Source organism: Paenibacillus sp. FSL W8-0186 (genome assembly GCF_037969765.1).
Classification (GTDB): domain Bacteria; phylum Bacillota; class Bacilli; order Paenibacillales; family Paenibacillaceae; genus Fontibacillus; species Fontibacillus woosongensis.
The window spans coordinates 810,297-826,507 of sequence record NZ_CP150207.1 but is presented as its reverse complement, the minus strand read 5'-3'; the positions used below and the strand labels follow the sequence as shown (position 1 = coordinate 826,507).

Annotated in this window: 11 protein-coding genes and 1 pseudogene; 4 read left to right on the top strand and 8 right to left on the bottom strand. The window is 52.5% G+C overall.

Going from position 1 to position 16,211, the window contains the following annotated elements; all coding sequences use genetic code 11:
- The first annotated feature begins 178 nt into the window (after positions 1-178).
- Entirely contained in the window at positions 179-2,512 is a 2,334-nt protein-coding gene (locus MKX50_RS03450; protein WP_339158425.1) for a ribonucleoside-diphosphate reductase subunit alpha, read from the top strand.
- Positions 2,513-3,284: 772 nt separating this feature from the next.
- Positions 3,285-4,316, top strand: a complete 1,032-nt coding sequence (locus tag MKX50_RS03445) for a ribonucleotide-diphosphate reductase subunit beta (protein ID WP_155611799.1) — start codon at positions 3,285-3,287, stop codon at positions 4,314-4,316.
- A 142-nt stretch (positions 4,317-4,458) separates the two neighbouring features.
- On the opposite strand, the gene MKX50_RS03440 is transcribed toward MKX50_RS03445, so the two are convergent.
- From MKX50_RS03440 to MKX50_RS03410, 7 genes and pseudogenes are all read right to left on the bottom strand, one after another.
- Positions 4,459-4,845 (bottom strand): YmaF family protein, encoded by a 387-nt coding sequence (locus MKX50_RS03440; RefSeq protein ID WP_213591049.1) that lies wholly within the window; start codon positions 4,843-4,845, stop codon positions 4,459-4,461.
- 732 nt (positions 4,846-5,577) lie between these two features.
- Positions 5,578-6,753, bottom strand: a complete 1,176-nt coding sequence (locus MKX50_RS03435; protein ID WP_339158424.1) for a DUF4272 domain-containing protein — start codon at positions 6,751-6,753, stop codon at positions 5,578-5,580.
- A gap of 65 nt (positions 6,754-6,818) precedes the next feature.
- Positions 6,819-7,580 carry a class I SAM-dependent methyltransferase gene (locus MKX50_RS03430; protein ID WP_339158423.1) on the bottom strand — a complete coding sequence of 254 codons (762 nt, stop codon included), beginning with the start codon at positions 7,578-7,580 and terminating at the stop codon, positions 6,819-6,821.
- Between the two features lie 251 nt (positions 7,581-7,831).
- A complete protein-coding gene (locus MKX50_RS03425; protein WP_155611795.1) occupies positions 7,832-8,587 on the bottom strand; it encodes an AAA family ATPase in 756 nt (251 codons plus the stop codon).
- Between the two features lie 3 nt (positions 8,588-8,590).
- Positions 8,591-10,429 carry an ABC transporter ATP-binding protein gene (locus MKX50_RS03420; RefSeq protein WP_339158422.1) on the bottom strand — a complete coding sequence of 613 codons (1,839 nt, stop codon included), beginning with the start codon at positions 10,427-10,429 and terminating at the stop codon, positions 8,591-8,593.
- Positions 10,410-12,245, bottom strand: coding sequence for an ABC transporter ATP-binding protein (locus MKX50_RS03415; protein ID WP_339158421.1), 1,836 nt, complete (start codon positions 12,243-12,245; stop codon positions 10,410-10,412). Before MKX50_RS03415 ends, MKX50_RS03420 begins: the two co-directional genes overlap by 20 nt.
- Before the next feature lie 211 nt (positions 12,246-12,456).
- A pseudogene (locus MKX50_RS03410) lies at positions 12,457-12,639 on the bottom strand (ATP-binding cassette domain-containing protein); the annotation flags it as partial.
- A gap of 305 nt (positions 12,640-12,944) precedes the next feature.
- Here MKX50_RS03410 and MKX50_RS03405 point away from each other — a divergent pair.
- Complete coding sequence (locus MKX50_RS03405; RefSeq protein WP_339158420.1) at positions 12,945-14,309, top strand: ammonium transporter; 1,365 nt, start codon at positions 12,945-12,947, stop codon at positions 14,307-14,309.
- 167 nt (positions 14,310-14,476) lie between these two features.
- On the opposite strand, the gene MKX50_RS03400 is transcribed toward MKX50_RS03405, so the two are convergent.
- Complete coding sequence (locus MKX50_RS03400; RefSeq protein ID WP_339158419.1) at positions 14,477-15,199, bottom strand: hypothetical protein; 723 nt, start codon at positions 15,197-15,199, stop codon at positions 14,477-14,479.
- Positions 15,200-15,718: 519 nt separating this feature from the next.
- Here MKX50_RS03400 and MKX50_RS03395 point away from each other — a divergent pair.
- Positions 15,719-16,192 carry a hypothetical protein gene (locus tag MKX50_RS03395; protein WP_339158418.1) on the top strand — a complete coding sequence of 158 codons (474 nt, stop codon included), beginning with the start codon at positions 15,719-15,721 and terminating at the stop codon, positions 16,190-16,192.
- The last annotated feature ends 19 nt before the right edge of the window (positions 16,193-16,211 follow it).

The following is a 16,211-nucleotide window of genomic DNA, read 5'->3' as shown; positions in this document are numbered from 1 at the left end:
GTTCAAAGCTCTTCTAGGGATCGCATGAGTATAGCTGCAGATCTTTGGAGACCGCATATGCAGCGCCTCTTTTTTTGACGAATACTTGCAATTTAAGAATTAAAGATTTGAGCATCCAAGATTCGACAATGAATTGGAAGATAGAATAACCCATTTCAAGAAAGCGAGGAATTTTCATATGCCTTCACTCGTAACGAAACCCAACAACCGCCAGCTTGCGTTCGACAATGACCGTCTCGGCATTTACGCCGACCGTATTCTGGAGGGATTACATACACTGAGCAAGGAGCGCCTGCTGCGTGGCGTTACCGCTAAGCTGAGACATGACGTCGTTACCGGCGAGGAAATCAGCAGCGCCTTTACGATGTCCGCCCTAGAGCTCGTTACCAAGGACGAGCCGGACTGGAAGTTTGCCGCAGCCCGCGCCCTGCTCACAACCTTATACAAAAAAGCAGCGGTCAACCGCCGTTACAAAGCGTATCCGGAAGAGCCCTACGGTTCGTTCTACCATCTCATTACCGAGCTGGTCAAAGCGGGCATCTACCGCCAAGAATTGCTCGATTGCTATACGAAAGAGCAAATCGATGAGCTGGGCGAGCTGATCGACCCGACCCGCGACCTGCTGTTCGATTATATCGGCCTGCTGACGCTCGCTGAGCGCTACCTGGCGACGGATTTTGACGGACGCACGATGGAACTGCCTCAGGAACGCTACATGGTCATCGCGATGTACCTGATGCACCAAGAGCCAGCGGACAAGCGTCTGGACTATGTAAAAGAAGCTTACTGGGCGATGAGCAACATCTATATGACCGCCGCTACGCCGACGATGTCCAATGCCGGTAAAAAAGTCGCCGGACAGCTGTCCAGCTGCTTCATCGATACGGTGGACGACTCGCTGGAAGGCATTTTCGATTCTAATACGGACGTGGCCCGCCTCAGCAAAATGGGCGGCGGCATCGGCGTCTATCTCGGCAAGGTTCGCGCCCGTGGCTCGGACATTCGCGGCCACAAGAACACCAGCTCCGGCGTAATCCCGTGGATTCGCCAGCTGAACAACACCGCCGTCAGCGTCGACCAGCTCGGCACACGCAAAGGAGCCATCGCGGTATACCTGGACGTGTTCCACAAGGATATCCTTGCTTTCCTTGACCTGAAGCTGAATAACGGCGATGAGCGGATGCGCGCGCATGACGTGTTCCACGGCGTCTGCCTCCCTGACCTTTTCATGGAAGCCGTCGAGGCTCGCGGCGAATGGAACCTGTTCTGCCCGCACGAAGTGAAGAAAACGATGGGCTGGAAAGACGAGAACGGCCGTCCGCTAGGCCTGGAGGATTTCTACGACAAAGAGGTCGGCAGCGGCGAGTTCCGTGAGAAATACGGGGAAGCGGTCAATCATCCGACACTGTCGAGAATTACGATGCCAGCGATCGATATTATGAAACGGATCATGAAATCGCAGCTGGAGACGGGCACCCCGTACATGTTCTATAGAGACACCGTCAACCGCGCCAACCCGAACCGGGCGCACGGCATGATCTACTCTTCTAACCTGTGCACGGAAATCATGCAGAACCAGTCGCCAACCGTTGTAGAACAAGAGGAGCTGGTAACGAAGGACGGACAAACCCGTATCGTCGTTTCCAAAATCCCTGGCGATTTCGTCGTCTGCAACCTGAACTCGATCCACCTTGCCCGCGCTGTACCGGCTGGCGTATTAGATCGGCTCGTTCCGATTCAGACGCGGATGCTCGATAACGTCATCGACATCAACAACATTGAGGTACTGCAAGCTCAATACACGAACAGCCAATACCGGGCGATCGGGCTGGGCACCTTCGGGCTGCATCATTTGCTTGCTCTGGAAGGCATCCGCTGGGAATCCGAGGAAGCCGTTAAATATAACGACGATCTCTACGAAAAAATCAACTATCTGCTGGTCAAATCCAGTATGGAGCTAGCTAAAGAGAAAGGCCGCTATCCGAAGTTCGCCGGCTCCGATTGGGAGAACGGCAACTACTTCACGTACCGGAATTACACCGACGGCACTCGTGAAGGCAAGTTCGTAACAACCGAGCAATGGCGCGAGCTGGCGGAGGAAGTCAGCCAGAACGGCGTGCGCAACGCCTGGATGTTCGCAATTGCGCCGAACGGCTCAACTTCGATCATCGCTGGTTCTACTGCGAGCATCGATCCGCTGTACGAACTGCTCTCCTACGAGGAGAAGACGACGTACAAAATCGCCAACCCGGCGCCGGATCTGTCCGAGAAGACGATCTGGTACTACAAAACGGCTTTCCTGATTGACCAGCACTGGTCGATCGATATGGCCGGAGCACGCCAGCGTCACGTCGACCAAGCGCAAAGCTTCAACCTGTACGTGCGCCCGGACATCAAGGCGACGGAGTTCCTGGATCTGCATCTGCATGCCTGGAAGGCCGGCCTGAAATCGACTTACTATGTTCGCAGCCGCGCGCTGACGATTGAAGAGTGTGAGAGCTGCGCCAGTTAATTGATCCCATCCCACCCAAACCCTCCCTTGTCGTAAGGGAGGGCCCCCAGGGCCTGCTGCCCTCGGGACTCCCGCAAAAGGGAGTAACGTTGGAGTTGTAGAGGCGCTCCTGCTCGCTGTTCCCTTCGGGAATGCGCTATGGGCTGGTGGGTGGAACGCTTTTCCCCGGGTACGTCTTACTTTAGGCGCACCCGTGCTGCCTGGAAACACGCTGCGGGGGACTGCCGCTGTCGAGCGCACCCGAGGTAGTTCGTGCAACTGGTCCGCTTGCCGCCCTAACGGGCCCGCTCTACGGTAGCGCTCCTGCATTGGAGCGGATTGCTGCTTTGGGCGGTTCATTGTGGGGCTGCGTGCTGAGGGGCGCTGTCCCCTGCGGGGATTCGCTTGGGTTGGTGCAAGGCATGTGGGGAATGCTACGATGAACTTTTGGCGATTGCTACGAAGGGATTTGGAGCGGACTGCGGCTTTGGGCGGTTCGTGGGGCTGCGTGCTGAGGGGCGCTGTCCCCTGCGGGGATTCGCTTGGGTTGGTGCAAGGCATGTGGGGAATGCTACGATGAACTTTTGGCGATTGCTACGAAGGGATTTGGAGTGAACTGCTGCTTGGGCGGTTCGTTGTGAGGCTCCGTGCTGGGGGGCGCTGTCCCCTGCGGGGATTCGCTCGGGCTGGTGCAGGGCATGTGGGGAGTGCTACGGGGAACTTAGAGGCTCAAACTTATCGCTACTAATGTGAATTTTTAAAATAACATCAAATCTTTGAGGAGATGAGATCATTGCAACTGCAAACGATTTTTAATACGGAGGCACCGAACAAATCAACTCGCATCATTAACGGAGAGTGCTCCGGTATCCTGAACTGGAACGACATCCGCATGCCGCATATGTACAAGCTGTACAAAGTACTGCTGCTCAACCACTGGATTGCGGACGAAATTCCAATGAGCAAGGATGCGCAGCAATTTCCGCTATTGGATCCCGAGGAGCAGCGCACGTTCAAGATCAATATTTCGCTGCTGGCGGTTCTGGATTCGATGCAAACGATGTTCGTTGGGGACGTAAAACGTTATTTCACGGATTCTTCGCTTGAGGCGATTTCCGCCATTATTGCTCAGCAAGAGGTCGTGCATAACCAATCGTACTCCTACGTGCTGTCCTCGATCGTATCGGAGCAGGAGCAGAAAGAGATTTTTGAATATTGGAAGCATGATCCCGTGCTGCTGGACCGGAACAAGTTCATCTCGGAAATTTACCAGAACTTCCGCAATGAGCAATCGCCGCAGACATTCTTTGAAGCGCTCGTAGCGGATCTCATTCTCGAAGGGATTTTCTTCTACAGTACGTTCGCCTTCTTCTACAATCTGGCGCGCGATCAGAAGATGATGGGGACGAGCCAGATGATTTCCTACATCCAGCGTGACGAGAATCAGCACTGCTACTTCTTCGCTGAAGTGTTCAAGCAACTGCTGCTCGACTATCCGGAGCTAAATACGAAGGAAAACATCGACTACGTATACCGTACGATCGACCGGGCAGTGGAGCTGGAGACGAACTGGGCGCACTATACGCTCAAGGAAGTCCGCGGCATCGACTTGAACGAATTGTCCGATTACATCAAGTACATTGCCAACAAGCGCCTGGGCCTAATGGGACTCGAGAAGGCGTACGAAGGCGTGGATGTCAACTGCATGCCATGGATCAAGCCGTTCTCGGACGAAGCGCTGAACGCGACGAAGACGGACTTCTTCGAAGCCAAATCCCGCAACTATGGCAAGGTCGGCGACGACAACGGATTCGACGATCTGTAAAACAAAGTTATAAAATAATATAGCACCCTACGAACCAACATTGGCCGCTCCCCTTACAAGGGAATTCCAATAGAGTTTCGCTGGGGTGCTTTTTGGTTGCTGCAGTCGAATTCTTCCTCCCAACCAGACTATCTCAGCCCATTCAGGCCTCCTCGTTGCCCGTATTCCCGCGGTAGTGATGCCGATGCGGCGTGCTTCCGTCTACTGTCGTGTACCCTTCGAAATAATGGTAATGCCCGCCCCCAGGCAATGGGATCGCCGGCCCTGTTGTCCCTCTAATTTTATGAGTGTGGCCTGCGTTGAAGGAGGTCACCGCATAATAGGTATGAACATGTTGAACCCCGCTTGGAGCCGGTTCCGTTCTGCCAGCGTAATGGTGCCTGTGTCCAACATCATAGGATGTCTCCCCTGCAAAAGGATGAACATGGACAGGTTTTCCATTCCAAGACGTAATATACAGCTTGTGCGAGTGTTCAGAATCAGAACCATCCTCCCGATGGACAACAAAGCCAGTTACAGGTATCTCCAACAAAAACTCCCCTTTTCATTGTGATACTGAATTGTATGCCGGGGAGCAGTGGAGAGTTCGATGGTCTAAAGCTCTTAATTTTGCGGACTTCAACGGTATGGGGATGGCAGAAGAAGATTGCACAAACGATAAAACTTGCTCTTACCACAGATGAAGTTATGGTTATTCCACAGAAAATGGCACGCAACTTGTACCGGAATGCATTTTAATCGTCTTCCACAAGCTCAAGTAACCATTTAGTGGAGATTTTTGAAAAACTAAATGTATTTTATACATCTAGTTAAGCTCTTTTATCAAAAATACATACGCTAAATGCAAAACATGCAGTTAGTTTGCCTGAATGGAGCTAATTCGCCGAAATAGCTTAAAACTAAATGTAGGTTTTGCAGTTAGTTCCCGCTAACACGGCCAAAACCGCTGAACTAACTGCATGAAATACATCTAGTACCTGATCCTGGCTATCAAGGTTCAGTCAGTTCAGCCAGTTCAGTCAGTTCCAGTCATAATCTGTGTCACCCTGGCCGTCTGGGTTAGCTCCGCGAACCGGCCGTACGGTTATAAAGCCATCGAGTCGTATAATTTGCTGTAGAGACAGTCCCGAGTTCAATTAAGGGACCGCGGAGAAAATACATTAATTTCAAGACAGTTCCGTACTTTAGCGAGAAAAATTCTGTACTTTTGCAGCTTTCCTCTTCAATCAATAAACAACGGCAACAAATCAGCTACCTAACCCTAAGTATCCATACGAACATGATCCCATGATTCATCTCCGCAGCCGATCAGCCAGAACAGCGCCCTGCGCCGCTCCATGACAATGCTTTCGTTCATCCCGGCCGGCGCGCTCTCCCCTTTGACTCTGCTGTTCACACAGGCCCAATGCAGACGGTAGATCCGATCCGCTTCATCCAAAATTTCCTCTGGACGGCGGACTGCCGTTCTTTCCATGAACTCCTCCAAGCTGCCGCAGCTGGACACCGCCTGAATTGCAAAATCGCAATCACAAGCCTGGCTTGGAAAATCGAGCCGCTCCACCAGACCCAAAGCCCAGATCAGCGCCCAATAGGCCTCGTATTGCCAGGAGATATTCACCGCATCCTGATGCTCGGGCTCCTCCTGCTGGAGCAGCTCCACTTCATTTTCCGTCAGGGCATCCGTTACCCCATACTTATCCAGCATCCCTGTCACAAACTGTCTGGATTGCTCCAGATCCTCATCCTGTAGAACATCACAGGCATACTGGATCACAAGCAACAGAGCCACCGCCCGACGGGCGATTTCCTCACCCGACTTAAACCGTAAATCCGCTAAAGGCGGCAGCTGGGGCAGCCCTTCATTCCAGGGGATATTCATCTCCCGCAAATAAGCGATCGTCGCTAGCTTCCGCTGCTCGCCCTCGGCTGAAACCCGTTCCTCGCCTCTAATTTTGCGCGTGCAAGCCCTTGGCCTGAACTCGGCATTGCCTGACCTTCCGTCAGGATGCACAATGATACGACCGTCGTGATCGGCCAGCGTCCCGTCCGGGAAGAAGCCGATGCCATCCACGCCGCGAAGAAGCCCCCGGAACAACGTCAGGTAAGCCTCGTCGTAATCCTTCTCCGTCTCAATCGCCAGCATCGTATTAATCACGGAAATCTGCGTAAGCACAAGCCGCTTAAGCTGCTCGTCCTCAAACGGAATACGATCGTAGAACCCCATCATGCCAGGAACATTGTTCGCAAAATAATCCGGATCAGTATCCTCGGAGGCAACCCGGATGACCATCTTGTTCTTGTTAAACCATTTTCGCTGCTGAACCACATATTCCCCGGGACCGCCGTCTATTTTGTAGCCGTCTGCAAATATTTCCGCAATTAAGCCCGGAACATCTCCGGTATCATTCCTTGAAGCAAATATCGTAAAATGCCGCACGATAAAACCACGCCTCCTTAAAAAACGGGGCTGCAAAAGCCCCGCTTATAAAATATCTATATGATCTATATCGGTTTGCGAGCCACGATGAAAAAGCGGTGCTCCCGGCTCTCCACACAGCCGTCCTGCTCCAGCTTCTTCTGCAGCTCACACAGCTTCTCAAAGCACCCATCCACAGAAAACCCGGCAAACTCCCATTCAATGACCTTCGCAAAATACACCAGCGCCCCGATATCCAAAAACCGGAGACGGGGAAAACACTCCTGCCGCTCCATGACCGTTAATCCAGCCACCGTTAACTCGCGAGCCGCCTGCTCCAGGCCGAACCCGGAATCTGTGGTCATCCCTTGTTCCCCAAGCAGCCAACGGGACAGCGCCCGGTTGTTCTGCCCGCCTACCTGCTGGGTAATGAACCAGCCGCCCGGCTTCAGGACTCTAGCCAGTTCCTGCACCGAATAGGCTTCATGACGATTGATCACCAAATCGAAGAACCCGTCGTCAAAAGGCAGGCTCGCATCATCGAACACCTGTCTGACCTCAATCCCATAAGCGGGCAAGACAGCCCGGCAGAGCTCGAAATTCGGCGGATACGCCTCTGTCGCAAACGTTCTCCCTCTTGGAGGCTGGAGCGACCGTAGAAACTCACCGCCCCCGGTCCCCATATCGAGCATCACGCACTCTCCGCTCATCTGGGCCAGCACCGCAGCTTTGTAATCCCAAGGCAGATCCTCCTCCGCGATGCGCCCGGTCAAGGAGGAGAAATCCCACCCCTTAAAGCTCTTTTCTTCTTCCTTTTTCCATAACTCTCTTAATCTCTCACGATTCATCTGGCATCCCTCTCTCTTGAATTTCACTAGGAAACATAAAGTCAATCTAGGCTAAACCACAGAGAGGCACAGCTGCCGGATAACAATTATAAGCCCAATAATAAGCCCTTATAGCCCGGTACAATCGGTTATCCGCTACATGGCAGCTGCACCGGGCAAATACCGTATTTTCTCACCGTCCTCAAAATCATCGTCTACTCACCCCATAAACTTTTTATGTATTGAACTAAAAAAGGAGCCGCCGCAGTTCTTCACTCCAGCAGCTCCCTCAGCATACGTTCCCGGCCGTTCATGAACTCCTTCATGATCATGAAATGATCGGTCTCCTCCAGCGTCGCCTCGCGAATCCCCTCCGGGGTCAGCTGGTAAATCACGCTATCCGGGTAGGCCATGATGATCGGCGAATGCGTGGAAATAATCAGCTGCGAATACTCACTGACGAGCTGATGAATCCGCGACAGCATCGCCATTTGACGGTACGGGGACAAAGCGGCCTCGGGCTCGTCCATAATATACAGGCCCCTTCCGCGAAAGCGGTTCATGAACGCCGCAAAAAACGATTCGCCGTGCGACATCATATGCAGCGGCCTGCCGCCGTAAGAGCCGACTACCGAAGGCCCGCCCACTCCCTCATCCAGCCGCCCGATCTCCGTGGCCAGATTATAGTAGCTCTCCGCCCGGAAGAAGAAGCCATCCCTCGGCTTGCGCACGCCTCTCACCAGACGAATATATTCATGCAGCTCGGAATGCGTCTCGGCGGTCGAGAAGTTGAAATTCAGCGTCCCGCCCTCCGGGTTGAAGCCAAGAGCGACCGCGATCGCCTCCAGCAGCGTCGATTTGCCCATGCCGTTCTCGCCGACGATATAAGTCACTCTCGGGTGGAATTCAAGCTGCTCCAGATCAGCAACCACCGGCAGATGAAAAGGGTACTCCCGAAAGGACGGCACCTCCTCCCGCCGCAGCGCAATGCTGCGCAAGTAGGCATCCATTTTCGACAGACCGTTCATAGGCTATTCGTCCTCCCCCTGCAAAGTCCCGTGATACAGCTCGCTGTAGAAGCCCTCCTGCCGCAGCAGCTCCTCATGCGAGCCCTGCTCGATCAGCCGGCCGTCCTTCAGCACGAGGATTTTATCGGCCTGACGGATCGTATTGAGCCGGTGCGCGATGACGAAGCTTGTTCTGCCCTTCATCAGCCGCTGCAGGCCATCCTGGATTTTGAGCTCGGTCACCGTGTCGATGCTGCTGGTCGCTTCGTCCAGCACGAGGATCGACGGATTGGCGAGGATCGCCCGCGCGATCGCCAGCAGCTGCCGCTGTCCCTGGCTGATGCCGCTGCCGTCCGCATCGAGCATCTTATCGTAGCCGTCCTGCAGACGCATAATGAAGGAATGCGCATTCGCCAGGCGAGACGCCTCCTCTACCTCCTCATCGGTCGCATCGAGCCGCCCGAAGCGGATATTTTCCCGGATCGTCCCCTTAAACAGGAAGGAATCCTGCAGCACGAACGCCATATGGGAACGCAGACTCTCCCGCCGGATCGACGTAATATCCCGGCCATCGACCGTAATAACCCCTTTAGACGGATTGTAAAAACGGGACAGCAGCTGGATCAGCGTCGTTTTTCCCGCTCCCGTAGGGCCCACCAAGGCGATCATCTCCCCCGGCTTCGCCTCAAAGCTGATCCCCTCCAGCGTATCGCCGCCCTCTTCATAGGAGAACGATACGTCCGAGAACCGGACAGCGCCCTCCACCTGCTGCAGCGTGACCGCTGCTCCTTCGTCCCGTTCCTCGACCTCTTCGTCCATCACCTCGAACACCCGCTCCGCCCCGGCAATCGCCGACAGCAGCGTGTTCCACTGGTTCGCCAAATCATTCAGCGGCCGGGTGAACTGCCGCGAATATTCCACGAAGACGATGATCACACCTACCGTAATCGCCCCGCGGATCGCCAGAATGCCGCCGACCCCGGCGACCAGCGCAAAACCCAGATTATTCAGCGCATTCATCAGCTTCGGAATGAAGCCCGAAATCGTCTGCGCCCAAAATCCCGATTGCCGGATCGCATCGTTGCGCTCCCTGAACTCGCGCATCACCCGCTCCTCCTGCGAGAAGGCTTTGATGATCCGCTGACCCGACAGCGTCTCCTCAATATAACCGTTCAGCTCGCCCAGATTTTTCTGGCGCTCCTTATAGAGCGGACCCGTCCGCCGCGTAATCCAGCGCATCCCAAGCATCATCAGCGGCACGATCATGAACGTCAGCAGTGTCAGCAGCGGGCTGAGATACAGCATGACCGCCAGCGTCCCGATCAGCGTCAGCACACTGGAGAATATCTGAATCGCCGAGCTGTTCAGCGTCGAGCTGACATTGTCGATATCGTTCGTCAACCGGCTCATAATCTCGCCCTGCTGCCTGGTTCCGAAGAACGGAATGGGCAGCCGGTGAAGCTGGCGGAACAGATCGATCCGCATGCGGTACACCGTCTCCTGGGCGATCTCGATCATCCAAATATTTTGCAGCCAGGAGCTCAGCGAGAATCCGATATACACTGCCCCTAATCCTGTTAAAAATAACACCCACGGCGCTCCCCCGCCCCCTGCGAGGAAATCATCCACGGCAACGCCGATCAAATACGGTCCCAGCAGCGCCAGCGCCGAGCTGGCCACCACCATCAGCAGGACGAGCGCCAGCTTCGCCTTGCGCCGGGCCAGATACTGCCAGATGCGCCCCAGCGTCCCCGACCAGTTCTTGGCCTTGGCCTTTGGCTTGCGCCCCGCGGCAGAACCAGCGGCGTTAGCATCCAGCTTCGGATAAGGATGCCGGAACGGTTCAACGAAGGTTTTGAGCATGCTGCGACGCCTCCCCGTACTGAGATTCGTAAATCCGCCGATACAGCGGAGATTCCGCCATTAATTCCTCATGGCTGCCCTTGGCGATAAGACGCCCCTCATCGAGCAGCAGAATGAGGTCGGCCGACGTGGTGGAGCTGATTTTTTGCGTAATAAGAAAAGTAGTGCAGGATAACCGCGTCAGCTCCTCCAGTAAAGCCGCCTCTGTCCTCACGTCCAGCGCGCTCGTGCTGTCGTCCAGAATAAGGATCGCCGGCCGGCGCACCAGCGCCCGGGCGATCGACAGCCGCTGCTTCTGCCCGCCGGACAAATTCACGCCGCGCTGCCCGAGCATCGTGTCGTATCCATGGGGCAGCCGCTTGATCGTCTCGTGAATCTGCGCCTGCTTGGCCGCATTTACGATTTGCTCCATGCTCGCATCCTCGCGGCCCCAGGCGATATTGTCCCGCACCGAACCCGAGAACAGCATGACCTCCTGCGGAACATAGCCGATTGCCCCGCGCAGCTGCTCCGGCTCCATCTGGCGGATGTCGCGGCCGTCGATGCGGATCGTTCCGCCCGTCGCCTCATGCAGGCGGGGAACCAGTTGAACGAGCGAGGTCTTGCCCGACCCGGTAGCCCCCATGATCGCGATCCTCTGCCGAGGTTTGGCCTCAAAAGAGATCTCCTGCAGCACCCGAATATCGCTGGCCGGGTAGCTGAAGCTCACCTCGTCAAACTGCACCTCGCCCTGGATCGGAAGGAGAGTCTTATCGGCAGCACCAGCCTGCTGGGAGGGTTTCTGTCCCCCATGAGCTTGACGTCCTTCACTGGCTTCACGGGCATGTCCAGCCTTGTCCGTCACCATAGCTCCTGCTTCCGCCGATCCTTCTTCCTCCTCCGTACGGAGCACCTCCACGACCCGCTGGCCGGAAGCAGCCGCCCGCGAATACGAGCTGATGATCCAGGATAGCGCGGACAACGCCCCAATCGTGCGCAGCGAGTAGTTCAGCACCGCCACCACCTCGCCTGTCGTGGCCTGTCCCGACGCGATATCCAAGCGGCCGAACCACAGGATCGCGATAATGCCGCCGTTCATCATCAGCAGCATGAGCGGCATCGTCGTCTCCGTCAGCCGCAGGGCAGAGACGGTGCCCTGCATCAGCTCACGGCTCCGCTGCTCGAACCGCTTCATTTCATGACCGACGCGAACGAACACGCGGATCAGCCGCATGCCGGTCAGATTCTCCTGAATAACCCCGTTCACCGTATCCATCCGCTGCTGCACGGCGCGAAAGAGTAGGGATGTTTTTTTCATCATCCACATAATGAAGACCGCCAGCACCGGCGCCGTTACCGTCAGCAGCAGGCCCAGCTTCACATTTACGATCAGAGCCATAATGACGCTCCCCGTCACGACCAGCGGGACACGCGTCGCAAAGCGCAGGCTCATGAACACCATTTCCTGCAGCTGTGTAATATCCCCGGTCAGACGCGTAATGAGCGATGACGTCGGGAATCTGCTGAACACCGCATACGAGAAGGACTGAACTTTGTCATACAGCTTGTCGCGCAAATCATATCCAAACCCCTGGCTGGCATGGGACGCAAAGAAAGAGCTGGCCAACCCCGCCGCAAAAGCAAGGAGCGCGCTCACGACGAGCACGCCTCCCCACAGCCAGACGACGGACAGATCCTGCTTGCTGATCCCGTCATCGATAATGCGGGAGATGAGCAGCGGCTGGATCAGCTCCACAAACAGCTCGATCAACATCATGCAAATTGCCGACATGGCGGCAATGCGGTATTTTTTGATAAAAGATAATATTGTAGCCATTCTGCTTACCTCCGGATGATTTCCGCCTGGCTTGCACTCTAGCTTGTCATTCCTGCTGCGCTCGCCTAATTTGCTGTTTTTGTATCATTCGACAAAACCAGCTGTATGTTATATTCCGGTTTTTTGCCGAAATTCCTTCATCATAAGACATAGTCATGTAAACAAAATGCATCGCATCGTTCTCCGTGCTTCCGGCCACCTGCACCTTGAAATAGAATTGGTACACAATTCGACGTCATGGCGGCCATCCCCCGTCAACCCCTTGCTGCTGAACTTGGCAATGTCCTTCCCGTCGACGAGCACCTCGCCTTCGTCCGCCGTATCCATCCCCAGGTATATTAAGCAGCGTGGATTTCCCTGCCCCGCTTGGACCCACGATAATCGCGAATTAACCATGAAAAAATATAGAATTTTCCCTGTGCAGCTCACGTTTTATTGCCTTTATACCTAGTGTAACACAACAAAAAAAGCAAGCAAAAAAACCTCATTAGATCTATTACATCACCGCAAATAAATACAAATCACATTTAGTTTACGATCCCCAGCAGCCTGATAGAACAAAGCGTTTTCAAGCAATTTTCTGACGCAATACTATATATTAAATGCGAAAAAGTGCATGTAATCCCAAGGCTCCTCCCGTTTATAATTTCATTAACCTTTTTAGGGAATTAGTAACTATCACTTGGAGGAGTGGGTAACATGATGGAAATTGGATTTAACTCGCTGTTCGTGTTCTTGGCCGCGATGCTGGTCTTTTTTATGCAGGCCGGGTTTGCTTTGCTGGAGGCAGGGAATGTACGAATGAAGAACGCCGGTCATGTTGCCGGCAAGACGGTGCTGACGCTGGGCGTGGCCATCCTGTCCTGGTGGGCCTTGGGTTTTGGTTTCGCTTTTGGCGACGGAAACAGCTTTTGGGGAACAGCAGGTTTTTTATTCGGGGGAGAAGGAGATAGCGGTTCGTTTAGCGTACTGGCCGACATCGGCGTACCGCTGAATTTAATGTTTCTGTTCCAGATGGCTTTTGCCGCGGTTTCACTGGCTATTGCCTGCGGCGGGATGGCGGAGCGGGCGAAGCTCAGCGTGTATATCGTGTTTGGGATTATTTTCTCAGTAATTATTTACCCTATGGTCACTCATTGGGTATGGGGCGGCGGCTGGCTTGGCAGCCTTGGGATGCAGGACTATGCTGGATCAACCGTCGTTCACTTGACAGGAGCGACCGCTGCGTTGGCCGCGACAATTCTGCTGAAGCCCCGACTGCGCAAATACAACAAAGACGGGAAGCCCAACAGCATTCCGGGGCATAACCAGGTCATTACGGTACTAGGGGTCATTATTCTGTGGATCGGCTGGTTTGGCTTTAACCCTGGAAGCGCGTTAACTCCGTTAAATGATGGATTTTTCGGGTACGTCCTAATGACTACAAATTTGGCTGCCGCAGCTGGCGGTGTTGCTGCTCTCCTCATTTCTTGGCTAGTTCGGGGTAAATCCGATATCCCGAGTATGTTGAACGGCGTATTGGGCGCACTTGTTGCCATTACGGGGTCTTGCGCCTTCCTTGATACCTGGGCTTCCATCCTGGTCGGTGCCGTGGCAGGGATCATAACCTTTGTTGCGGGGAGATGGATAGAACGTGCAGGCATTGACGATCCGATCGCTGCCGCCTCGGTTCACGGCATCGCCGGAGTATGGGGAGCCATCTCCACAGGTCTGTTCGCCACGCCGAAGCTGGTAGAAGTGACGGGGGTCGGCCAAGCGGGATTGTTCTACGGCGGCGGCCTCGGACAATTGGGCGTGCAAATCCTCGGCGTCGTCGGCACGTTCGCCTTCGTCTTCATCCTCTCCTTCTCCATTCTGTGGGTGATGAAGAAGCTGATGGGCCTGCGCGTCTCGCAGGAAGAAGAGGCCATGGGCCTCGACCTGAGCGAGCATGGAACTTATGGTTATCCCGAGCATATGAAATGGAGAATGAGAACGGCAGGCGGCTCGCCTATGAAGGATAGAGAAAATGATGGGAATGCGGGCCAGGATATCCTAGTAGTGCGACCTGCGGCGATGGAGTGAGTGATGGGATGTGCGAGAGGGCTGCGGCCCTCTTTTTATTGGAAGAGAATGTCCTCACACTATGTAAGCACAATGATCACAAGCAATACGGATACTTGCTTAACCACCCTCATATACCAAAAAATCAAATTGGATGCATCTCCGAAATGGTCTCAGAGATGCATCCCTTATTCAGCGATAAAATATTTATTCGTTAGATCTAATTTATAAAACGTAATGTCTGCATTTTCTTCAGATGTACCAGCTGAAATACCAGGTGCTACCTTTAAAAAATCATTCTCATTAACCGGTAATTGATCGTTAGGGTAATTTAATGTATCGGTTGTAGTATCATTTTTAATGAATTTAAGAGATATAGCTTCTCCATTACTTTTATTTACGGCAATTGCATAGGCATTTAACCCATGACCTGATGTATACTGTGGGGTTAGGAAGTAAACGTCAGCATCGTTAAAACTTACCTTATCAAAATTGACAACTCTATCAGATTGTTGAATAAAAGTGATTTCTTTTAATTGCATAACTTCATGCTTCTTTCCATCAATTATGTTTATCACGGTATAGTTACCTTGGAATGTTAAATCCCCTTCTAACCCTGCGACACTAGGAGCATTGAGACGACCAAATTCTTCCTTTCCATTCGCTACTACAATAAGTTCTCCAAAGTCAGTGTTTGTTTGCGCTCTGAGAGTACCATCTTTATTCACTGAATCTAAGGTAATTATGTTGGAGAATTCGGTGTTTGGAAATTGAGTTTTAAACTTCGAAGATTCTTTAATTGGTGTACTAGAATTAATAGAACTATTGGATGTATTTAGACTTTCATAATTGGCTCGGTTATCATTTTCACAGCCCAAAAGAAGAGTTAGCAGGAAGAATGAAAGTAACAAATTAGCGAACCTATTGATTTTAACTCACCTCATTTGTTTTGTTTCCATTAGGCGGAGCTATCCCCATGAATTTTATATATAGAAAAGGCTGCCCCAAGGTCATTATAGATAGTTGAGTGGCCGCCCCACTTCTTTCAGTAAGTATTTCGTTTCTTCTAAGTCACTTTTCTCTCCTCCTGCCTGATCCCATTTTTATAAATGGATTTCATGTATCTAATTATGCTCTAAACGCTTGTTGCTGGAAATTAGATGGATAATATGTTGCTAAAATCAAGAATCCAGTCCATACTGGCCAGTTACCCTTCTTCTAACGACATGAAATACATTTAAATCTACTTCTCCTTCTTTAACACAAAAACTAACTACTATAAATCCATTTATATCAGTTCAACTATTAGCCATACGGCAGCGAATTAATTAACGGGTGTACTAGAGGCTGTAGCCCTCTTTTTTGTATTTTAGGGTTTAATGTTATACGATGATTCAAATTCCATTAAAAACCACAAAAGAGGTGTACTGTTGAAAAAGAGCATTTGGCTGATTGTTTCAGCAGCTATTTCCCTACTTTCCACTTTTGCTTCTTTTCATATGAGATTATCTACATTTGATATCCGTAGACAGGCTTTAGAGTCCAGCATTGAGTTCGATAATGCCACAGCCCTTGGTTTAGACCTTGTATTTTTTCCCATTGCTATATTTATCGTTCATCTTGTCCTACACCTAGCCATCATGCCAATCACTGTATTCTCGGATAAATATCGTCATCGGCGCATTGTAATACAGGAGCTCTTTTCTTTTAAGAAAAGTAAGATGATTAATTTTATAATGATATTACTATATCTGGCGTCGCTGTATTGCATATTCCCGATATTTACAAACGCCTACTATCCTTTTTGGAGCAAGTTGGCGGTTTGCACCGCTGTTTTCATGTATTTAATTTGGCTGCTCCAGATCATTCAGGAGAGAACAGTTCTTCCCTATCAAGATCCCTGATCCTAGATATCAAGCGCAT